27 protein-coding genes, 1 tRNA gene and 1 riboswitch are annotated in these 19,307 nt (G+C 63.4%); of the genes, 10 read left to right on the forward strand and 18 right to left on the reverse strand.

Annotation, left to right across the window (positions count from 1 at the left end; translation table 11 throughout):
• Positions 1-104 precede the first annotated feature (104 nt).
• Both K3165_RS11880 and K3165_RS11885 read left to right on the forward strand, forming a co-directional pair.
• A complete protein-coding gene (locus K3165_RS11880) occupies positions 105-1,520 on the forward strand; it encodes a S41 family peptidase (RefSeq protein ID WP_221549111.1) in 1,416 nt (471 codons plus the stop codon).
• Between the two features lie 2 nt (positions 1,521-1,522).
• Positions 1,523-1,852 carry an Mpo1-like protein gene (locus K3165_RS11885; protein ID WP_221549112.1) on the forward strand — a complete coding sequence of 110 codons (330 nt, stop codon included), beginning with the start codon at positions 1,523-1,525 and terminating at the stop codon, positions 1,850-1,852.
• On the opposite strand, the gene K3165_RS11890 is transcribed toward K3165_RS11885, so the two are convergent.
• From K3165_RS11890 to K3165_RS11905, 4 genes are read right to left on the reverse strand one after another with little or no spacing between them, the layout of a single operon-like run.
• Positions 1,849-2,301 (reverse strand): DUF3429 domain-containing protein, encoded by a 453-nt coding sequence (locus tag K3165_RS11890; protein ID WP_221549113.1) that lies wholly within the window; start codon positions 2,299-2,301, stop codon positions 1,849-1,851. The genes K3165_RS11885 and K3165_RS11890 overlap by 4 nt on opposite strands.
• On the reverse strand, positions 2,294-2,653 hold the full coding sequence (locus K3165_RS11895; RefSeq protein ID WP_221549114.1) for a hypothetical protein: 360 nt from the start codon (positions 2,651-2,653) through the stop codon (positions 2,294-2,296). Before K3165_RS11895 ends, K3165_RS11890 begins: the two co-directional genes overlap by 8 nt.
• Positions 2,650-3,081 carry a COG3650 family protein gene (locus K3165_RS11900; RefSeq protein WP_221549115.1) on the reverse strand — a complete coding sequence of 144 codons (432 nt, stop codon included), beginning with the start codon at positions 3,079-3,081 and terminating at the stop codon, positions 2,650-2,652. The genes K3165_RS11895 and K3165_RS11900 overlap by 4 nt, the downstream gene beginning before the upstream one ends.
• Positions 3,078-3,815 carry an alpha/beta hydrolase gene (locus K3165_RS11905; RefSeq protein ID WP_345721070.1) on the reverse strand — a complete coding sequence of 246 codons (738 nt, stop codon included), beginning with the start codon at positions 3,813-3,815 and terminating at the stop codon, positions 3,078-3,080. The genes K3165_RS11900 and K3165_RS11905 overlap by 4 nt, the downstream gene beginning before the upstream one ends.
• A gap of 9 nt (positions 3,816-3,824) precedes the next feature.
• Between K3165_RS11905 and K3165_RS14035 the strand changes: the two genes are divergently transcribed.
• Positions 3,825-4,076, forward strand: coding sequence for a hypothetical protein (locus K3165_RS14035; RefSeq protein WP_247714127.1), 252 nt, complete (start codon positions 3,825-3,827; stop codon positions 4,074-4,076).
• Here K3165_RS14035 and K3165_RS14205 read toward each other — a convergent pair.
• Both K3165_RS14205 and K3165_RS11915 read right to left on the reverse strand, forming a co-directional pair.
• Positions 4,059-5,828 (reverse strand): tetratricopeptide repeat-containing sulfotransferase family protein, encoded by a 1,770-nt coding sequence (locus K3165_RS14205; protein WP_221549116.1) that lies wholly within the window; start codon positions 5,826-5,828, stop codon positions 4,059-4,061. The genes K3165_RS14035 and K3165_RS14205 overlap by 18 nt on opposite strands.
• Before the next feature lie 65 nt (positions 5,829-5,893).
• Positions 5,894-6,799, reverse strand: coding sequence for a hypothetical protein (locus tag K3165_RS11915; RefSeq protein ID WP_221549117.1), 906 nt, complete (start codon positions 6,797-6,799; stop codon positions 5,894-5,896).
• A 213-nt stretch (positions 6,800-7,012) separates the two neighbouring features.
• Between K3165_RS11915 and K3165_RS11920 the strand changes: the two genes are divergently transcribed.
• Positions 7,013-7,609, forward strand: a complete 597-nt coding sequence (locus tag K3165_RS11920) for a hypothetical protein (RefSeq protein WP_221549118.1) — start codon at positions 7,013-7,015, stop codon at positions 7,607-7,609.
• An 80-nt stretch (positions 7,610-7,689) separates the two neighbouring features.
• Here K3165_RS11920 and K3165_RS11925 read toward each other — a convergent pair whose 3' ends face one another.
• On the reverse strand, positions 7,690-8,259 hold the full coding sequence (locus K3165_RS11925) for a fasciclin domain-containing protein (RefSeq protein ID WP_221549119.1): 570 nt from the start codon (positions 8,257-8,259) through the stop codon (positions 7,690-7,692).
• A 268-nt stretch (positions 8,260-8,527) separates the two neighbouring features.
• Here K3165_RS11925 and K3165_RS11930 point away from each other — a divergent pair, with 268 nt between their 5' ends.
• Positions 8,528-9,208, forward strand: coding sequence for a leucine-rich repeat domain-containing protein (locus K3165_RS11930; protein ID WP_221549120.1), 681 nt, complete (start codon positions 8,528-8,530; stop codon positions 9,206-9,208).
• Positions 9,209-9,233: 25 nt separating this feature from the next.
• Here the strand turns inward: K3165_RS11930 and K3165_RS11935 are convergent, their stop codons facing one another.
• Together K3165_RS11935 and K3165_RS11940 are read right to left on the reverse strand one after the other, a co-directional pair.
• Positions 9,234-9,449: a hypothetical protein gene (locus K3165_RS11935; protein ID WP_221549121.1), complete on the reverse strand. Its 216-nt coding sequence runs from the start codon at positions 9,447-9,449 to the stop codon at positions 9,234-9,236.
• 86 nt (positions 9,450-9,535) lie between these two features.
• Positions 9,536-9,748, reverse strand: coding sequence for a cold-shock protein (locus K3165_RS11940; protein WP_221549122.1), 213 nt, complete (start codon positions 9,746-9,748; stop codon positions 9,536-9,538).
• 223 nt (positions 9,749-9,971) lie between these two features.
• Between K3165_RS11940 and K3165_RS11945 the strand changes: the two genes are divergently transcribed.
• Together K3165_RS11945 and K3165_RS11950 are read left to right on the forward strand one after the other, a co-directional pair.
• Entirely contained in the window at positions 9,972-10,436 is a 465-nt protein-coding gene (locus K3165_RS11945; protein ID WP_221549123.1) for a YaiI/YqxD family protein, read from the forward strand.
• Positions 10,437-10,467: 31 nt separating this feature from the next.
• On the forward strand, positions 10,468-10,914 hold the full coding sequence (locus K3165_RS11950; protein ID WP_221549124.1) for a hypothetical protein: 447 nt from the start codon (positions 10,468-10,470) through the stop codon (positions 10,912-10,914).
• 44 nt (positions 10,915-10,958) lie between these two features.
• On the opposite strand, the gene K3165_RS11955 is transcribed toward K3165_RS11950, so the two are convergent.
• The 5 genes from K3165_RS11955 to K3165_RS11975 form a co-directional block, all read right to left on the reverse strand.
• The gene (locus tag K3165_RS11955; RefSeq protein ID WP_221549125.1) at positions 10,959-11,303 is read right to left on the reverse strand and encodes an HPF/RaiA family ribosome-associated protein; all 345 of its coding nucleotides are present in this window, start codon (positions 11,301-11,303) and stop codon (positions 10,959-10,961) included.
• Positions 11,304-11,383: 80 nt separating this feature from the next.
• Entirely contained in the window at positions 11,384-11,947 is a 564-nt protein-coding gene (locus tag K3165_RS11960) for a hypothetical protein (RefSeq protein ID WP_221549126.1), read from the reverse strand.
• Positions 11,948-12,007: 60 nt separating this feature from the next.
• Positions 12,008-12,856, reverse strand: coding sequence for a 4,5-DOPA-extradiol-dioxygenase (gene ygiD / locus K3165_RS11965; RefSeq protein ID WP_221549127.1), 849 nt, complete (start codon positions 12,854-12,856; stop codon positions 12,008-12,010).
• Between the two features lie 85 nt (positions 12,857-12,941).
• Complete coding sequence (locus tag K3165_RS11970) at positions 12,942-13,343, reverse strand: nuclear transport factor 2 family protein (RefSeq protein WP_221549128.1); 402 nt, start codon at positions 13,341-13,343, stop codon at positions 12,942-12,944.
• A 287-nt stretch (positions 13,344-13,630) separates the two neighbouring features.
• Positions 13,631-14,098, reverse strand: coding sequence for a hypothetical protein (locus tag K3165_RS11975; RefSeq protein WP_221549129.1), 468 nt, complete (start codon positions 14,096-14,098; stop codon positions 13,631-13,633).
• A 15-nt stretch (positions 14,099-14,113) separates the two neighbouring features.
• Here K3165_RS11975 and K3165_RS14230 point away from each other — a divergent pair, with 15 nt between their 5' ends.
• Positions 14,114-14,473 carry a beta family protein gene (locus K3165_RS14230; protein ID WP_221549130.1) on the forward strand — a complete coding sequence of 120 codons (360 nt, stop codon included), beginning with the start codon at positions 14,114-14,116 and terminating at the stop codon, positions 14,471-14,473.
• Here K3165_RS14230 and thiC read toward each other — a convergent pair.
• The 4 genes from thiC to K3165_RS12000 all read right to left on the reverse strand — a co-directional run bounded on the left by thiC (position 14,470) and on the right by K3165_RS12000 (position 17,238).
• Positions 14,470-16,371 carry a phosphomethylpyrimidine synthase ThiC gene (thiC, locus tag K3165_RS11985; RefSeq protein WP_221549131.1) on the reverse strand — a complete coding sequence of 634 codons (1,902 nt, stop codon included), beginning with the start codon at positions 16,369-16,371 and terminating at the stop codon, positions 14,470-14,472. The genes K3165_RS14230 and thiC overlap by 4 nt on opposite strands.
• A 34-nt stretch (positions 16,372-16,405) precedes the next feature.
• A riboswitch (TPP riboswitch) is annotated at positions 16,406-16,514 on the reverse strand.
• Between the two features lie 59 nt (positions 16,515-16,573).
• On the reverse strand, positions 16,574-16,957 hold the full coding sequence (locus K3165_RS11990) for a hypothetical protein (protein ID WP_221549132.1): 384 nt from the start codon (positions 16,955-16,957) through the stop codon (positions 16,574-16,576).
• Positions 16,958-17,206, reverse strand: a complete 249-nt coding sequence (locus K3165_RS14235; protein WP_425594410.1) for a hypothetical protein — start codon at positions 17,204-17,206, stop codon at positions 16,958-16,960.
• Positions 17,165-17,238: transfer RNA gene (locus tag K3165_RS12000), tRNA-Gln, on the reverse strand. The genes K3165_RS14235 and K3165_RS12000 overlap by 42 nt, the downstream gene beginning before the upstream one ends.
• Before the next feature lie 176 nt (positions 17,239-17,414).
• Here K3165_RS12000 and K3165_RS12005 point away from each other — a divergent pair.
• Complete coding sequence (locus K3165_RS12005) at positions 17,415-18,626, forward strand: Ppx/GppA phosphatase family protein (protein WP_221549134.1); 1,212 nt, start codon at positions 17,415-17,417, stop codon at positions 18,624-18,626.
• Entirely contained in the window at positions 18,619-19,278 is a 660-nt protein-coding gene (locus K3165_RS12010) for an RlmE family RNA methyltransferase (RefSeq protein ID WP_221549135.1), read from the forward strand. Before K3165_RS12005 ends, K3165_RS12010 begins: the two co-directional genes overlap by 8 nt.
• Positions 19,279-19,307 lie beyond the last annotated feature (29 nt).

Below are 19,307 nucleotides of genomic sequence, written 5' to 3' on the forward strand. Positions count from 1 at the left end.
GGGGGCATCATTTGACAATTCGGTTGCTCACTATCTGTTCATTGGGCAGTCTTATCCCACCGAATTGCTCCGTGAAAACCAAGCGCGGAGAGGGGAGAACAACTATGAAATCGGGTCGCGCATTCCTTTCAGCAACGCTTGCCCTGTCTCTTGCCGCCTGTGGTGGCGGAGACAGTTCCGGAGGTGGAACCTTCGGCGGCGGTAGCGGCGGCGGCGGTGTGGGTGGCGGCGGAACCTGCTCGCTGTCGGAACGGCAGGACTGGGCGTTGTCGGTGCTCCAGGAATGGTACCTGTTCCCCGGCCTTCTCGATACCAGCGTCAACAAGTCGAACTACACCGACCTGCAGAGCTATATCGACGCGCTGGTTGCGCCGGCCCGCGCGCAGAACCGCGACCGATACTTCACCTACATCACCTCGATCGAGGAAGAGACCGACCTCATCAACAACGGCTCCAATGCCGGCTTCGGCATCCGCCTGACCTACGACACGGTCAATAACCGGGTCTTCGTTGCCGAGGCTTTCGAAAACGCTCCCGCCTTCTCGCAAGGCTTCGACCGCGGCACCGAACTGCTGCAGATCAACGGCCAGTCGGTTTCGAACCTGATGGCGAGCGGCGGCCCTGCAGCGGTCAGCGAGGCGCTCGGCCCATCCGATCCCGGAGTGACCCGCAACTTCATCATCCAGAGCCCGACGGGCGTGCAGAGCACGGTCAGCGTCACCAAGGCGGAATATCCGCTCGATCCGGTCTCGGACCGCTATGGCGCGGTGGTCCTGAACGACGGGACGGACAACGTGGGCTATATCAACCTGCGCACCTTCATCGTGCAGGATGCCGGCCCGCAGCTGCGTGACGCGTTCCAGCAGTTCAAGAACCAGGGCATCGACAAGATCATCCTCGACCTTCGCTACAATGGCGGCGGCCTGGTCTCGGTGGCCGACCTGCTCGGCGACCTGCTGGGCGACGGGCTGGAAGGACAGATCTTCTCCGAAACCAAGCTTCGCCCATCAAAGTCTTCGGAGAACTCGACCGAACTGTTCGAGAACCTTCCCGAGCAGATCGGCGTGACCAAGCTCGCGGTGATCGGCCGCGGCGGCACCGCCTCGGCCAGCGAGCTCGTGACCAATTCGATGATCCCCTATCTCAACAGCAACATCGCGCTGGTCGGAGCAAACACCTACGGCAAGCCTGTCGGCCAGTACGCCTTCGACCGCTCGGCCTGCGACGACCGCCTGCGCGCGGTGGCATTCCGCACTGTCAATGCGGCTGGACAGGGTGACTATTACGATGGCCTCGCCAGCGTGATGCCCAACACGTGCCGCGCCAATGACGACATCTTCACCCAGTTCGGCGACCCCAACGAGGCATCGATCGCGACCGCGCTCGATTTCCTTGCCGGACGCAGCTGTACGGCCATCACCGCAAAGGACGATACCATCGCACAGCGCGGCGGCACCACGCAGATCCTGCAGCCCGAGCGCCCCAGCGCAGTCCAGCGCGAACTTCCGGGTCTCTACTGAGCATGCGCGAACACACGAACTTTACGCAGTTCTGGCCCTTCTACCTGCGGGAGCATTCCAAGCCCGCGACACGGGCCCTGCACTATTTCGGCACCTCGCTGGTCGTCGTGATCGCGATTGCTGCGGCGCTGACGGGGACGTGGTGGATGTTCGTCGCGCTGCCGGTTGCGGGCTATTTCTTTGCCTGGATCGCGCATTTCGGGGTCGAGAAGAACCGCCCCGCGACCTTCACCTACCCCTTGTGGAGCCTCGCTGCGGATTTCCGCATGTGGTGGCTTTGGTTGACCGGAAGGCTTGGGCCCGAACTCGCCAAGGCGGGCATCGAAAGCTAGCCGAGCGCGATCAGGAAGGTCAGCACGCCCAGCCCGATCGATAGCGGCACACGCAGGCTGAGCCACCAGCGCGGCGCAAGGCCGCTGAGCCTGCCATCGACGGCGAGCGAGACAAGCAGCGCCCCTCCGAGCATCATCAGCGACGGTTCCGCACCCGTGTAGCCGAGTGCGAACGGCGCGAGCGAGACCAACGCAACCAGGCTTGGAAGCACGGCTGCGATCCACAGCCAGCCGAGCGCGGACCGTCTCTCGGCCGCGGGTGCTCCGGCGGCGAGACCCCACCATGTGCCGCCCAGGAAACTGAGGATCAGCGCAGCATAGAGCGCAGCGATCACGAGAGCCGCCTCCCGCCACTCCGCCGGACCGAGATAAACCGCGAGCAGGCAGGCGATCTGCGGCAGCAGACCGGCAAGCCCGAGCATTCGTGCCCGTGAAGGGACCTCACGCATTGCGTCTCTCCGTCATCAGGAACCATGCGAAACCGAGGGCGAACAGCAAGTCACCTGCGACGATAAGTCCGATCGCGGCCTCCCCGTTCCCGAACCAGTTCTGCGGCGCGAGCATCGCGATCACCATCCCCTTGCCCACTATCCCCGCGACCAGCACGGGCGCAAACCGCCTCGGGTCGTGCGCCACGAGGGCGTAGACGATGCCGAAGCAGAAGATCAGCACCGCCCCCACCGCGTCGGGCGAACCCCAACTTGCATCGAGGAAAGCATCAAGGCCGATCACGATATTATAGGTGGCAGCGGCCCAGAAGAATGCCTTCCAGCCACGCCCGACCGGCGAATTCCCGCTCACGGGTTCTCGGGCCCGTCAAAACCCTGGGTGTCAGTGTAAGCACAGCCGTTGCGCTGCTCTCCACCGAGTAGCAGGGTCGCGGTATACGGATAGGTGCGGTCGCTCATCCCGTCGGAACATTCCCCCGGCGTGATGGTGAGATCGAACGGCGCGCCCTCGAGAGCACCTGTAAATCCGAGGCCGTTATTGCCCGCAAATCTCGCGACGCTGAAAGTGGTGCCCTCCGGATTGTCAGGCGTGGAATAGCGCGCGTCGGTACGGGAAATTTCTCCACCCCAGAATGGTTCGGTTCCGGTGAAGTAGATCGTTTCTTCAGCTCCGATCGCGTCGAAGGCATCGGTCGGGCCAGCGCCCGGCTCTCCCTCGCCCGGCTGGCAGGCCGACAGCGACACGGATGCGGCTGCGATTAGGAGGGCTTGTCTGATCATTCGCTGCGGTCTCCGTGATGTTTCCTGATGAATGCGACCGTCTCCTGCAGGGCCTTCCGACCCTCGGGAACAGGCAGCAGCATCCAGACGTGGAACATGCGCTCGTATTCGCGGTAGATGTAGTCCTTGTGGCCGACCCCCTCCAGCCTCTGGGCCAGCCGCCGTCCGTCGACCAGCAGGATGTCGGAAGTCCCGGAAAAGATCGCCATCGGAGGTAGGCCGTCGAGCTTGCCGAACAGCGGGCTGAGGCGGTGATCGTCGAGAGGAAGCGCACCGGCATAGAGCTTGCCGCAAGCGTCCAGTCCGGCGACCGCCAGCATCCGGTCGCGCTTTTCGATTTCCTTCTGCCCCTCGCCCGATGCGGTCGCATCGACCCAGGGCGAGAAAAGCACGAGACTTGCCGGAAGATCGCCGCCGTCCGCTTCGATCTCCTGCGCAAGCGCGAGCGACATCCCACCGCCTGCACTATCTCCCATGACGGTGAGATTGTCCGCGCCATAGCGCTCTGCCAGTTCGGCATAGAGCGACCGCATGGCCGCCAGCGTCCGTTCGGCCGTGACCTCGGGTGCCAGCGGATAGATCGGGACACTCGCCGAGGCTCCCAACTCTTCGCACAGCCACGCCACGGCGTCCCAATGCACCGCCGCGATGTCCATGACATATCCGCCGCCGTGGAGGTACATCAGGTGCGGTGCGCCGGGCTGTGCCCCGCCCTTCGGGGTAATCGTAACCACCGGAAAGCCGTGAGAGTTATCCTCGGTGATATCGAACGTCTTGTGCCACTTGCCGCGCGGGCGGATCGGCTTCTGCTCGCGAAGTTTCGCGATACGGCCGAGAAGCTTGTCGGGCTCGGCGAAAAACTTCCTGATGCCGAGCAGTGGCAGGGCGAAATCGACGAGGCGGGCGCGAATGCTGACTATGGCTGGTCTCCCTTTGCGCGAGCGAACCTAGCGGGACGCAGCGCGGGTGCAAGCAGCTCAGCGCTGCGAGAGTAATGCCGCCTGCTTCTCGCGGATACGATCGAGCTGGCGCGCATGGGGTTCGAGGTGCGCTGCATAAGGCGCGCTGCCATGCGAAACGCCCGGGCGGATAGGCTCGCGCACCTGCGCTGCGCTGAAAGTCGGCACTGGTGTCTTGCGGCTCGTAGGATCGAGGTAATCTTGGTTCCATTCGAGACCCAGCCAGTCGAAGAGGCCCTGCGATTGGCCTGCGGGATCTGCGACGAGCGCCTCGTGCGAAAGTGCGCGGATTTCCAGCCCCTCATCCCTCCACGCAGCGACCGCATCGGCGATCAGTTCGAGATGGTCGATGATCGCGCCAAGATCGGTCGCGTAATCGTAGAACGGCGAGAATCCGCGAAGGAATATCGACACGGCGACATCGGCCGGATCGCGGAAATTCACTGCAAAGACCGCCCCGGGATGAATGCGCGCAAGCGCCCCGGCTACGACCAGCTGCACCGGGTTCTTGTCGACGATCCAGCAGGACGATGCGGCCAGGCGGGCAAAGCCGCGCCTATCGGCCTCGGATAGCTGTGAGAAAAAGCGCTCGCGCTCGGCTCGGGGCATCGCCGCAAGTTTCTGGCTGGGGTCGAGCAAGTGGGGCAGCAGCGCCCCGCGCTCGCCGACCGAAGTAACTGCGGGCGATGCCGCGAGGATGGACTGCACCAGCGACTGGCCCGATCGCGGCGCGCCGCACAGGTAGAAGTGGCGCGGGCGTTCCTGAGCCTGCTCGACTGCGGCGGTGTCACGATAGATCGACAGCTGGGCATCGAGCAGCCTGCGCCAGTCACGCCGCGCCCCCGACGGCGACAGGCGATTGCCGGTGACCGCATAGTTCCAAGCCTGTTCCGCATCGCCCTTGCGGTCATTGTGCTGTGCCAGGGCCATGAACAATTGCGCGCGGTGGTACGGGTGCAGCCGCTCATCGCCCGCCAGCCTGATAGCGGCGTCGGTAGCGCTCTCGGGCACATCCTTTCCGAAGCCGAGCAGCTGGATCAGGAGATCCGGGTTGGGTCCGCTTTCCTCGATAGCGGTCTCAATCACCTGGCGCGCTGCCTCGCTGCCCTGAGACCAGAGGACGAGCGGAGCAAGAACAGCCGCAGACGCCGCGTCCCCCGGAGCTGCGGCGACAAGGCCACCCGCCAGCTCTTCCGCCTTCTCGTAATACTGGGCATCGGTCGCGATGCGTGCTGCCAGCAAGGCTGCCGAGCGCTGCGCGGCATTGGCGGAGGCGATGTCGTCAAGCAGCAAGGGCTGTATAGCATCCCATGCGCCATGCAGGTCGCCGCTTCCGCGCAGCGCCTCGACATAAAGCTGGCGCACTTGCAGCGGCGCAGACGGAGCGGCGGCAATCGGGGCGATCCGCTCGGCCGCCTCGGCGAAGGCTCCGCCCTTGATCAATGCCCGCACCAGCGCAATCACGAGAGGCGCCATTCCGCCCGACAGCCTCACCGCCTCGCGGTGCTCTGCAATCGCCTCGGCTATCTTGCCGACGGCCTCTAGACCCATTGCGTGATTATAGCGGAACATGCCCTCGCCCGGATCGAGCGCGACCGCTTCGGCCAAGGGTGCCAATGCATTTGCGGGATCGCCACCGGACAGGCGGGCCATGCCGAGCATGGAAAGCGCTTCGGCTTTCTCACCCTGCGACAGTTGGGTCGACAACGCGCCTTCAAGGATCGCGCAGGCTTCGGCCACCTTGCCGGAGCGAAGTGCCTGTTCTGCCTGATCGAGTGCCGCTGTCACGAAGTGTGTCCGTCCGCCATGCGCCGCTGGTGGGCGGCACGAGGTCGGCTGTCAACGTCGCCGGGTCAGCCTTTGCGGAAGAGCCTGCCCACCAGGCTCTTCTTTTCCGGCACTTCTTCTTCCGGTTCGGCTTCGGCCACGCGGCGGCGAAGATCGAGGCCGGTCGGGGCCTTCTCTTCGACCACTTCCTTGCGGCTGATCATGCTCTCGGGAAGCATTTCGGGCATTTCGGCGCCGGCAAGCGCTTCGGCATTTGCGCCCAGCGTCTCGCGCCATTCGATGCCGTGGACCATCATAACTTCGGGGCGCATGTCGACCATGCCGGCAAGCACGGGGACACCGCCGGGAAGCGGACGCGACCGGCTGGTGTGCTGGACCGCCTCATGGAACAGCAGCGCGCGCCACCAGCAGGCGAGCACGAACTCGACATAGCGGCGCGGTGCCTGTTCAGGCGCTTCGTCGCGGAAGAAATGGCGTTCCTTGTGGAAGACGAGCGCCGTGTTGAGCGCGTCCAGCCCCTCACAGTCGAGGAACACCTCGATGTCCTCGTCATAGCCTGCCCAAGCCGGACCTTCCGGATTGGCAGCTTCGGCGAGCAGCTGGGGCGTATTCGCCTTGCTGAAGGCGAAGGGTTCGTCGCCATAGATGCCCAGCAGCATGTAGGGCCGGATTTCCTGCCCCTTGTCGAAGGCCTTGTCCGGATCATTGGCGATGGCGATCGTTACGCCGGTAATCGGATCACCTTCGTTGATCTCGATCGCGTCGGCGAGATCGTCCCAGCCTTCGAACTCGATGCTGCGCGAATTTGTCGCGAGGCACTGCTGCGCGAGAGGCGTGTCGAGAGCTTCGAGCGACATCACCAGATACTTGCGCAGGTTCTCCAGGTCGCCCTCGTGGAACGACTGGCGCATTTCGGCTTCCCAGGCCTGTTCACCCTCCTGGGTCGCGAAAAGTGTCTGTAGCTCGTGCATCGCTGGTCCGTACTCTGAATCTTACCCGCCGAGGGGTTCGCGCGCATTCCATAGCGGCAATTTCTCACTGTGGCATTAACTGTGACGGCAAACCATTGCATCGCCTTTACCGCGCGTCGTTAAGGAGGGGTGAAACCGGGGCACCGGAGCCTCAGGAACGCCTGCGAGCGGTCGAGCGTTTGGACAGCAAGACGCATCTTGCGGAGACAGACAATGAAATACGCCCCCCATATTGCGGGTGCGGTAGCCCTGATTACCATGGCAGGCGCCCTCAGCGGCGCCGCAATCGGCGACAGCCGCATCCTCGAACGCGATCGCTACGATACGCTACCCGAAGCGCAGATGGTGACCGCCGGCAATGCCGGGCTGCGGACCGGCGAACGCCCGCCCGACCACTACCCCCTGAAAACGCCCGAAGGCACGATCGAAGTAGCCGAGCTTGCACTTCACGGTCGCATGCGCGGGTCGAGCGACGGTGTCTGGTGGGAAGAGCGCGGCGGTGATCGCGTCGAACTCGCAGGCGAATACGGTGATTTCTACGCATCCGCCGATGCCGAACGGCTCGCTCGCGAAGAGGCGCTGCTCGCCTTCACCGGTGGCCGCGCCGAATACCAGGTCCGCCTTGAAGAGCGCCAGCAGGCGGCTCCGGCAGCAGGTACAAGCCAGCGCATGACCCGTGCCGAAGCACCGATGGCGCTTGCCGAACCTGCCGCGATAAACGAACCGCAAGCACCCGCCTCGCCGCGCGAGCCGAGCACCGGCAACGCGAAGACCATCGACGTGACCGCTGCCCTGGCTGCCCGCGAATAGGCTCGGTCACATAGACATGTGCCCATAGAAAAAGGCGGCCCGCGAAGGGCCGCCTTTCTTTTGGCGTCTATCAGGCGCGATTACTGCGGCATCAGGACGGTGTCGATCACGTGGATCACGCCGTTCGATGCTGCGACATCGGTCGCGGTGACGGTCGAGGTGCCACCTGCTGCATCGGTCAGGACGACGTTGCCGTCGACCACATTGGCCGTCAGCGTACCGCCACCGACGGTCTCGATGGTGTAACCGCCTTCACCGGCTTCGGTGATGGCCTGCGTCAGCGTGGCTGCGTCGACGTTACCCGAGACGACGTGGTACTGGAGGATCGCACCCAGCGTTTCGGTGTCGTTGGTCGTCAGTTCGGTCAGCGTGGCTTCGTCGATCTTGCCGAACGCGTCATTGGTCGGTGCAAAGACGGTGAACGGGCCTTCACCCGACAGCGTTTCGCCAAGTCCGGCTGCAGTGACAGCGCTCACGAGGGTCGAGAAATCTTCGTTGCCCTGGGCGACTTCGACGATGGTGCCTGCTTCCGCTTCGGCATTCACGGTCGTGTCCGCAGTGTTGTCGTAATCTTCTTCGGCCGGTGCTTCACCGCAGGCAGCGATTGCCAGCGATGCGGCAGAGGCGAGCGCAATGGTCAGCTTGTTCATGGTAGTTCCCTTTTGCGTGTATTTTTAAGCATAACGACAGCCGGCTCACCCGGCTGGTGCTTCAAGATACGAACGCCCGGCCGCTGCGGATGTTTCGAATTTCGGCAATATTATGTCGAGGCGAGCCGAGGTCGCGACGAGGCGTTGATCTGCTGGCGAAGGTCGGTTTCTGCACCATCGAAAGCCTATCGGACGACCTTATCGAGCGGGTCGCGCCGGTGACCGCTTACGTGTTACATCCGGCCTGGACATGGCAGGTAGGGTGGCGATGAGCGAACCGGACGAGTTCAGTGCAAAGCTGGGAATTTCGCCTGAAGCGGAAATGGGAATGCACGCGCGCGACAAGAACTCGTTTCGCGGCATTTCGACCCGCAAGAAGCTACGCACGCTGGTTGCGCACGCAGTAAACCAGGATTTTCTCGACGAGATCTGCGAGCTCGAAAATCTCGAATGGCTCGAACTTCAATGGCCCACGACCGCGACTTCACTCGAAGGCCTGGTCCGCCTCCAGAAGCTGAAGCGCCTCAGGATCGATTCCCCGCGAAACATCACGGATTTCGCACCGATCACGCGTCTGCCCAAACTGGTTAGGCTGGAGATCGAGAATGCCAAGCACCTCTATGACTTGCGCTGGATGCTGCCGCTGAAGAACAGGCTGGAAATGCTGAAGCTCGATGGTTCGATCAATACCACGCAGAAGATCGAGAGCCTCGATCCGCTCGACGACTTCGTCTTCCGCGAGCTTTCGCTGGTAAGCGCCTCGGTCAAGGACAAAGACCTCTCACCCCTCATCACCTGCCGCAGCCTGACCAAGCTGGAATGCGCCAAGGCGGTAGCGACCTTCGAAGGGTTCATGGCGCTCGCCGATGCGCGCCCCGACATGCAATGCCAGTGGTTCGATCCCGACTGGTGGCCGGGTCGCAAGTTTCGGGGAGGACCGGCGCGCTAGGGCCGGTAGTTTCCTTCCAGACCGATCAGTTGACTTGCGCTTCCAGCGCCGCGCGTTCTTCGGCCTTCTTTTCTTCGATCTTCTGGCGCTGCTCTGCAACCGCCCGTGCCTGTTCGGCAAGGCCACGCCATGTCGCTTCCGATCTCAGGGCGCGCTCGCGTACATTCGCTAGGGTTGCGGCTTTCGCATCCGCAGCTGCCTCCTCGGCGCGGCTGCAGTAGAATTCGTAGGATTGGCTCATGCGTGGATGGCTCCGCTGGAAGATCGGGAATTTAAGTGCGCACCGGAACCGGGATGCCCGGCCCGGTGCGCATTATCGCATGCGGATCAGTCCGCAGCCGACAGGTTCACGGCGCTTTCCTTGCCGTTGCGTCCCTGCTCGACTTCGTAATTGAGACGCTGTTCCTTATCGAGCGTCTGCATGCCTGCAGCCTGCACAGCGGTGATGTGCACGAAACTGTCGGGCGAACCGTCGTCGGGCTGGATGAAGCCGTAACCCTTGTCGGCGTTGAAGAATTTTACGGTGCCGGTCTTGGCCATATGATGTTCCTTTCGAGAACGTAGAGTTGCCGCCGCGCGACATGCGCTCGCGGTCGTGCTTAAAATCGTCCGAAGAAAGGAAGTCGTCGTCTGGTTTTCGCCGGGGCCATGAGCACTGGGCTCTGCGGCAAGCGGCGTCGTCAAAATCCGAAGTCCGTCGCAAATTTCGACGTCAGCAGCGGCGCGGTAGCACGCGCGGGGCGAAACGCCTAACGATTGCTGGATGAGCGATCCCGTCACCATTCTCGTCGATGCCGATGCCTGCCCCGTGAAGGAGGAAATCTATCGCGTGGCCCAGCGCTACAAGGCGCATGTCCGCGTGGTCAGCAATTCGCCTTTCAGGGTACCGGTCAGCGAGCGGGTGAAGCGCGTGGTAGTTAGCGACGGCTTCGATGCCGCGGACGACTGGATCGCGGACAATGCCGGTCCGCGCAGCGTGGTGGTCACCGCCGACATCCTGCTGGCAGAGCGGTGCCTCAAGGCCGGGGCTACGGTCCTCGCGCACAACGGCAAGCCGTTCGATCTCGCCAGTATCGGTTCGGCAGTGGCGACCCGCGCGATCATGGAAGACTTGCGCGCGGGCATGGACGGCGTGGGGGGCGGTCCGCCGCCCTTCGGCAAGGCCGACCGCTCGCGCTTCCTGCAGGCGCTCGACCGCATCATGGTGGGTCTCGGACGCGGCAGTTGACCCCGCAGGTGTATTGGATTAGCAATACACCATGACTTCACCTCTCGCGCCAAAATGGCTCCGCATCCTCGCCGTCCTGCTCGCCCTGGGATTTCTCGCCTTCGGGCTGGTCCGCCTCGGTGTCGGCGGTGCCATGCTGGGGGCAGAGCTCGGCTGGTGGGCCGCAGTAGGCGAAATGGCCGAGGCGCTCGATGAAACCCGCGCATTCCTCGCGCGGCACGAAGCGCAGGCCTTCATGGCGTGGAGCGTTGCGTTCTATTTCGGCCTGATAACCGTGATGGGCGTGATCCTGGCTTCGGGCGCCGCGCTCTATCTCGCCGCGCGGCGCAAGGCGGGCCTGGTGCTGATCGCGATCTATCTCGCGCTGCACGGAGCCATGTTCCTGAACTACCAGGTGGTGAACCCGAAGATCGGCCTGCTTGCCCTGACGATAGCGGCGTGGGCCATCATGTGGTGGAGGCACCACAAGGAACAGTAGGCGGGCAGCGCCACACTCGCGCGGCGCCGCCTTCCTCTTGCTGCTTACATCACCTTGTCGGGGCGCTGGTCGTGGCTGTGCTTGGATTCCCTGCCGAAGTGGCGCTGAAGCCGCTGGGCTAGGGTCTTGGCGGCCTTGCGCGCCGCATCGTCGACAGTCGAGCCATGCTCGGTCACGCCGACAGGCTTGCCGCCACGCGGGCGGGCTTCGATCGTGCAGGCCTTGTCATCATGCCCGTGCGTATGGCGGTGGTCGTTGTGGACGTGCACCTCGAGCCGCGTCAGCCGCTCTTCGAACCGTGAAAGCTTGTCCCGTACGCTTGTCTTGATGCGCTCGGCGACGTTGTCCGTACCCATGACGCTGCTGTCGGAATTGAACTGGACCTGCATAGCGGTTCGCTCCTCTTTCTGTCCCCTCACCTACCGACATGGGGACGATCGGACGGGATGGAAGGGGCGAAAAGCGCAAGTTACAGCCCAAACCGCTTTCGCCAGTCGATGCGTGCCAGCAGCACCAGTGCGGCGAGCATCGCCACCTGGATCGCGATGCCGAACGTGCTGCCCAGCCCTTCGCGCAAGACCTCGCCCATGCTGGTCGAGCGGATGCCCTGCGCTGTGTAACCGTAGATCGAATAGCTCACGATGCGGCCTGCAAAGAATGCGGCGGTGAATGGCAGGAGGCGCAGTCGCGTCAGCCCTGCAGCTTCGAACAGTTGCGCCGACGGGACCGGCGACAGCGCAAAGAGGCCGAGCGCGAGCAGGCTGTTGCGGCGGCGTTTTTCCAGCGCCTCGCGCGCGGCATCGAGGTTCGCCTGTATCCTTTCCGACAGGTACCGCGCGCCCAATAGCCGCGTCGCATGCGCCAGCAGGAAACGCCCGGTCGCAGCGGCAATCGCGCCGAGCAGCACCAGCGGGACAAGCTCGAGGTCGCTGTTGAAGGCGTAGAGCGCGATGACCGACCAGGTCGGCGGCCCGAAGGCGGGCAGCAGGTTGATGCCCAGCACGAGGGCGAAGAAGATCAGATAGTCGGCCATCGTCTACTAGCCGCGCAGCCTAATGCATCGCCCCGCGGAAGTCGCCGGGTTTGCGCATGGTCAGATGTTGCTCTGGTCGGGCGGCACGCCCTCGGGCAGCTGCGCCGCGCAATGCGGCTCCTTGGCGAGACTGACATGGGCATCGATGCCATAGCTCGTCATGCTGATCGATCCGAGCGCATGGCCTTCGAGCAGGGTCTCGACCTTCGAGGCCTCCTCTGCCGCGATACCGGCGAGGTAGAGCAGCGGGAGGAAATGGTCGGGCGTGGGCACCGCCATCGCGTAATCGGGATGTTCGCGCAGCTTGAGGATGTCCTCTGGCGCACTGCGAAGCTGCTCGCCCGCCGCATCGTCGAACCTGCGGCCCCATTCGGTCCCACTATCCGGCTTGTCCCATTCCACGCGGCGCAGGTTGTGCACCACGTTGCCGCTGCCCAGCACCATGACGCCTTCCTCGCGCAGCTTCGCCAGCTTGCGGCCCAGCTCGAAGTGATATTCGATCGGCCGCGTGGCGTTGAGCGAGAGCTGCACCACCGGCACATCGGCATCGGGATACATGTGCTTGAGCACCGACCACGTCCCGTGATCGAGCCCCCACTGGTCGCGGTCGAGCCCCATCCATTCGGGCTTCACCAGCTCCTGGATGCGCCCCGCCAGCTCGGGATCGCCCGCCGCGGGATATTCGACATCGAAAAGCTCCTGCGGGAAGCCGTAGAAATCGTGGATCGTGCGCGGCTGCGCCATCGCGGTGACGGCGGTGGCACCGAAATACCAGTGCGCGGAAACGGCAAGGATCGCCCTGGGCTTGGGCAGGTTCCGCCCGATCGCCGCCCAGCTCTGCGTATAGCCATTGCTTTCGAGAGTGTTCATCGGGCTGCCGTGACCGATGAAAAGGGCGGGCTGGCGCATGGGCAATCTCCTTATCCGAGCTAGATGGGAACATGCGCGGCGATAGCTACCACCTCACCTTGAAAACGGAATCCGAAGCGGAGCGCTACGTGCCGAGTGCCGCGTCGGCGAGGATCGTGTCCATGTATTCGCGCACTTCCACGATCTTGCCGTCCTTCATCCGGAAGACGAAGCAATAGTCGTTGTCGTAGCGCTTGCCCTCGACCGTCTCGGCATCGCCCTTCGCGAGCACGACGACATGGTCGCCATCGGCAAGGATCAACTCGGGAATGTTGAGATACGGCCCCGCAAACCGCGCAAACAGCGGCCCGACGAGATCGCGCTCGACATTGGCGAGGCCCTTTGCGTGCCTCGACCACGCCGACGATCCCATCACACGCCATTCGATATCCTTTCCGAATAGCGGCATGAAATGCGAAGGATCGCCATGGCGCAAACCTTCGAAGGCCTTGGTGATGAGCGAGCGGTTGGTTTCGGTTTGGGTCATGACGGCTGAGTGTTCTGGCAAATGCGATGGCCGTCAAGACAGGCGGCAGCCCGCGTGCTGCGCCACGACCGTAAGAGCTTCAATTCTGCCAGCATCGGCACCTTTGGGCCACTCTTCAATCATGGAAGACGTGCACGGGCGAACTACCTTCAATCGCTCGACCTTGTTCTGGTCAAGCTGGGACGAAGTTGACACAGTTGACACCTCACCGGCCGGCCCTTCCCGGCTGGGACCCGCACAAATCCTGCGGTTTTGCAGGATCGAGCGAAGTTGACACGCGGGCAAGATCAATCCGCCTCCCAATCCTCAAAACCGTCATCCCCGTCCTCGCCCACCTCCAGCAGATTGTCTTCGATGCGGGCGTAGATTTCATCCTGCCAGGTCTCGGGACCGCTCTCCACGCGCTCTAGCAAGGGGCCGAAGTCCTGCGCCTCGAACAAGGCGGCAGGGTGCGAGCCATAGTGGCGCGGCCCGCGAAACCGCTCCTGCATGGCGAGCAGCGCCACCGTCAGCCGCTCGTCATAGCGGCGCGAGGTGCCGATCAGCTCGCCCTTGTAGAAGTGCGGCACCTCCACCCCGTTCAGCGCCCGGTCCATCGCGGCCTCCGCCAGCGCATCGAAGCGACAGCGCAGCGCGGCATTCCACGCAAGGTCGAACGGCTCCCCATTCAATCGCGCGCGCAGGCCATAGGCCGACTGGCGGCTCATTCCCGCAGCCTTCGCCGCTGTCTGCTTTTCGAAAATCTTCGGGGCCAATTCGGGAATTACCAGATGTATTATGGAGATTGGGCAAGCACTAAGCCGCGGAGATATGATGGGGGCGGGAATCGCCCTTTGCCTCAGATAGACTTTCCCACTCGCGGAACTTGGATCATCTCACGTTCCAAAGAGAACCAGTGGGATTTCCAACAAGCCGCAGAACGGATCACGCGACTACCTGAGTGGGATAATCGTCCTCAAATTTGGGGTAAAGGGATGATCGAGAAAACTGCCCTGAACCTTCCAAATGGGATCTCAACCGGTCCGCAGTCTATCGCCACGCGAGTGAACATACATCTGTATATTCAGAACAATTTCGGCCTTGCGGGGCAAGCTCCGCCTCCTACCACGGAATGGATTGATCCGATTTAATCCTCAGGCAAATACAGCTTCTCGCCCTTCTCGCGGTAAACCTCGCTCATCTCCTCCATGCCTTTCTGCGCTTGCTCGGCCTCTTCGGCTGAGGTCTCGCGCTTGATGTTCTCGCTCGCCAGATAGCTGTCCGAGTTCTGCTTTGCCGCGAAGTCGCGCACTTCCTGCGTGATCTTCATCGAGCAGAATTTCGGGCCGCACATCGAGCAGAAGTGGGCGGTCTTGGCGCCTTCTGCGGGGAGGGTCTGGTCGTGGTATTGCTCGGCCGTGTCGGGGTCGAGGCTGAGGTTAAACTGGTCGCGCCAACGGAATTCGAAGCGGGCCTTCGACAGTGCGTCGTCACGGACCTTGGCGGCGGGGTGGCCCTTGGCAAGGTCGGCGGCGTGGGCGGCGAGCTTGTAGGTCACCACGCCCACCTTCACATCGTCACGGTCGGGCAGGCCGAGGTGTTCCTTGGGCGTGACGTAGCAGAGCATGGCGGTGCCGTACCAGCCGATCTGCGCTGCGCCGATGCCGCTGGTGATGTGGTCGTAACCCGGCGCGATGTCGGTGACGAGCGGGCCGAGCGTGTAGAAGGGCGCTTCGCCACAGGCTTCCAGCTGCTTGTCCATGTTCTCCTTGATCTTGTGCATCGGCACGTGGCCGGGGCCTTCGATCATCACCTGCACGTCCTGCTCCCAGGCGCGCTTGGTGAGCTCGCCCAGCGTGTAGAGCTCGGCAAACTGGGCTTCGTCATTGGCGTCGGCGATGGAGCCGGGGCGCAGGCCGTCGCCCAGCGAATAGGCGATATCATAGGCCTTCATGATCTCGGTGATCTCGTCGAAGCGCTCGTAGAGGAAGCTCTCCTTGTGATGCGCGAGACACCATTTCGCCATGATCGAGCCGCCGCGCGACACGATGCCGGTGACGCGCTTCGCGGTCATCGGGACATAGGGCAGGCGCACGCCGGCGTGGATTGTGAAATAGTCGACGCCCTGCTCGGCCTGTTCGATCAACGTGTCGCGGAAGATCTCCCACGTCAGGTCCTCGGCAATGCCGCCGACCTTTTCGAGCGCCTGGTAGATCGGCACGGTCCCGATGGGGACGGGACTGTTGCGGATGATCCATTCGCGCGTGTCATGGATGTTGCGGCCCGTGGAAAGGTCCATCACCGTGTCCGCGCCCCAACGGATCGACCAGACCATCTTGTCGACTTCGCTAGCCACGTCGGATGCTACGGCGGAGTTGCCGATATTGGCGTTGATCTTGACGAGGAAGTTGCGCCCGATGGCCATCGGCTCGGTTTCTGGGTGGTTGATGTTGTTGGGGATGATCGCGCGGCCGCGCGCCACTTCGTCGCGGACGAATTCGGGGGTGACGTAATCGGGCAGCTCGGCGCCCCAGGGCTGGCCATCGTTGCGCGCTGTCAGGCGGGCGGCTTCCTCGCGCAGCATTTCGCGGCCCAGGTTCTCGCGCTCGGCGACATATTCCATCTCGGGCGTGATGATACCGCGGCGGGCATAGTGCATCTGGCTTACGTTCGCGCCGGGCTTGGCGCGCAGGACGCGCTTGGCGACATTGGGGAAGCCGGGGACGCCGCCACTGCGGTCGGGGCCGAGCTGTCCGTTGTCTTCCGGCTTCACTTCGCGCGCATCATATTCCTCGACATCGCCGCGCGCCATGATCCACTCGCGGCGCTTCTGTTCGAGACCCTGCCGGATGTCGATGGTCGCATCGGGGTCGGTGTACGGACCGGAGGTGTCGTAGACGCGCACGCCGGGCTCGCCGCCCTCGAGGTCGATCTCGCGCATGGCGACCTGGATGCCGCTGCCCGACTTCGCGCCGACATGGACCTTGCGGCTGCCGCGAATGGGTCCGGTGGTGACGCCGATGTCGAATTTGCTGTTGATGTCGGCCATGCGTGCTCTCTCCATAGGGCGGACGGAGAGCGGTTTACTGGCGCCGCTCCACTCCCTCCGCCGATGCTAATCGGTTCAGGTTCGACGGGTCGGAGGGCGCGAGACCTCCCTCTCAGCCAACGCTGGCTCCCCGGGGATGCGGTGCTGTCTAGGCGTTTTGGCGTGCGTGGTCCAGCCGGGTGATGATTTCCGGCAGCGCCGGTCAGAGCAAGATCATGTCCGCGCTCGCCAGCGCCTCTGCACCTGCCGCCTTGGCAGGTTCGTAGAGGAAGATATCGTCCGCCGCGAAGGCCGTTCCTGCACCCAGGATGGCGATCAGCAACTGTGCCCCTGCCCCATTGCCGCCGGCATCGAAGAACAAGTCACCGCTGGCCTGGTCGTAGATGAAACGGTCGTCGGCATCGTCGGCGCTAATGCCGAGCTGGAAAGCCGAAAGATCGAGTTCGCCGCCCGAGGTAAAACCGAAAGAGGCAGCGTCGAATTCCATCGTGTCCTCGCCGCTGGTGAAGTCGGTGATCGTATCGGCCTCACCGCCGATCGGCGCGCCTCTGTAGAAGAAGGTGTCGAAACTGCCGTTGCCTGTCATCTAGTCATTGCCGCGACCACCGATGATCAAGTCGTTGCCCGCACCACCGATGAGCCGGTCGTTCCCGTACATGCCGAATAGAATGTCGTTGCCCCAGCCGCCGACCACGATATCGGCATCGGCGCCTGCGTAGATTTCGTACGCGCCGTCGCCGCCATAGAGGGCGCAGGCGCACCTTGAGGAAAGCGAGCAGAGATGGGGAAGTGTTGGATGCCCCGTGAGGATTCGAACCTCAATTGACGGAGTCAGAGTCCGTAGTCTTACCATTAGACGACGGGGCATCAGCTGAAGCGGGCGGGCCAGAATCGCCTCACGCCTGCATCAGAGGCCGCGCATCTAGTTTCACGCGCTCGCAAGGTCAACCCCGTGCTTGCCCCTTGCGCAACCTCCCGCTAGCATCTGCATCAGGTCCCCGCGCGAGGTAGTCTCGCGCGGGAGGAATAATGAAAGATACCCCATGGCGGATCACATTCCGCCGGACACAAATCGGGGCCAGGAAAAAAAACGGGGCGGCACGTCCGGCAAGGTAGCCGATTTCCGCTACAAGCGCCCCTCCAGGTCCAAGGGCCGAAAAGCCCCGCAGCTCGAGATTGCTGCACGCCCGAACGGGGCGGCTCCGCGTCCTAATTCCCGACCAGCAAGCCATCCTCGCGCCCGGCGGCAGGCCTATGCCGCGCTCGATCTGGGCACCAACAATTGCCGCCTGCTGATCGCGCGTCCCTCGGGCGAGAACTTCACCGTGATCGATGCCTTCAGCCGCGTCGTGCGGCTTGGCGAAGGTCTCGCCGCCAGCGGCAGGCTTTCGGACGAAGCGATGGAACGCACGCTGGCCGCCCTACACGTCTGCGCCGAAAAGCTGCGCCGCCGCCATGTCCACCTCGCGCGTTCCGTCGCGACCGAGGCATGCCGCAGGGCATCCAACGGAGCCGAGTTCATCGAACGGGTCCAGCGCGAGACGGGCATCGTGCTCGACATCATCTCCGCACAGGAAGAAGCGCGGCTCGCCGTCCTGGGCTGCCACGTCCTTCTCGAGGACGGCGCTGGACCGGCGGTGATCTTCGACATCGGTGGTGGTTCTACCGAGCTAGTGCTCGTCGAACCGAGCGGCGCTGTTCCGCGCATCCTCGACTGGATGAGCGTGCCATGGGGCGTCGTCTCGCTGACCGATACGGTCACCGGATCCGATGACAGCGAGGAAGAGCGGCTCGACCGGTACAAGCGCATGCGAAAGACCGTGCTCGGCAGCTTCGCCCCCTTTGCAGAGCGCATCCGGGAATTTGCCAAGGGCCCCGATCCTATACGCCTGCTGGGCACCAGCGGGACGGTGACGACGCTGGCCAGCCTCCATCTCGAACTTCCGCAATACGACCGGCAGGCGGTCGACGGATTGATCGTCGACAGCAGCGACATGCGCGAGATTTCGGTCAAGCTGTCGCATATGAGCGGGCCGGAACGCCGCCAGCTTCCCTGCATCGGCGATGACCGCGCGAACCTGGTGGTGGCGGGCTGTGCGATCCTCGAAAGCATTCTCGACATCTGGCCGTCACAGACACTGGGCGTGGCCGACCGCGGCATTCGCGAAGGCATCTTGCGCAGCCTCATGGCAGCGGATGCCGACGGCGACCGGAGCCGCGCCGCCCTGCAACGCATGAGGGAACAGGATGTCTAGATCGGGCAAGGACAAGGACACACGCGTCCGCACCGCGAAGAAGCGCAGCGAATCCTCTACCCGCTGGCTGCAGCGGCAACTCAACGATCCCTATGTGAAGCAAGCCAAGGCCGACGGCTATCGCAGCCGCGCGGCCTACAAGCTGATCGAAATGGACGAGAAATTCGGCCTGCTGCGCGGTGCGAAGCGGATCGTCGATCTCGGCATTGCGCCGGGCGGGTGGAGCCAGGTTGCGCGCAAGGTCGTGCCCAAAGCGCATGTCGTCGGCATCGACCTCCTTGAAGTCGAGCCGATCGAGGGTGTCACGATCTTCCAGATGGATTTCATGGACGACGATGCGCCGCGCGTGCTCGAGGAAGCCATGGGCGGCAAGGCCGACCTCGTCATGAGCGACATGGCCGCCAACACGGTGGGCCACAAGCAGACCGATCACCTGCGCACGATGGGCCTCGTCGAGGCAGGCGCATGGTTCGCGATCGAGAACCTCGAAAAGGGCGGGACTTTCCTTGCCAAGGTGCTCGCCGGCGGAACCGACAAGGACCTGCTCGACCTGCTCAAGAAGCACTTCAAGACAGTGAAACACGCCAAGCCGCCCGCGAGCCGCAAGGGTTCGAGCGAGTGGTACGTGATCGCCCAGGGCTTCAAGGGCTGAAGGCAGGTACAAAAAACCCCGCTCGAAGG

The organism is Qipengyuania xiamenensis, from assembly GCF_019711495.1.
GTDB lineage: Bacteria > Pseudomonadota > Alphaproteobacteria > Sphingomonadales > Sphingomonadaceae > Qipengyuania > Qipengyuania xiamenensis.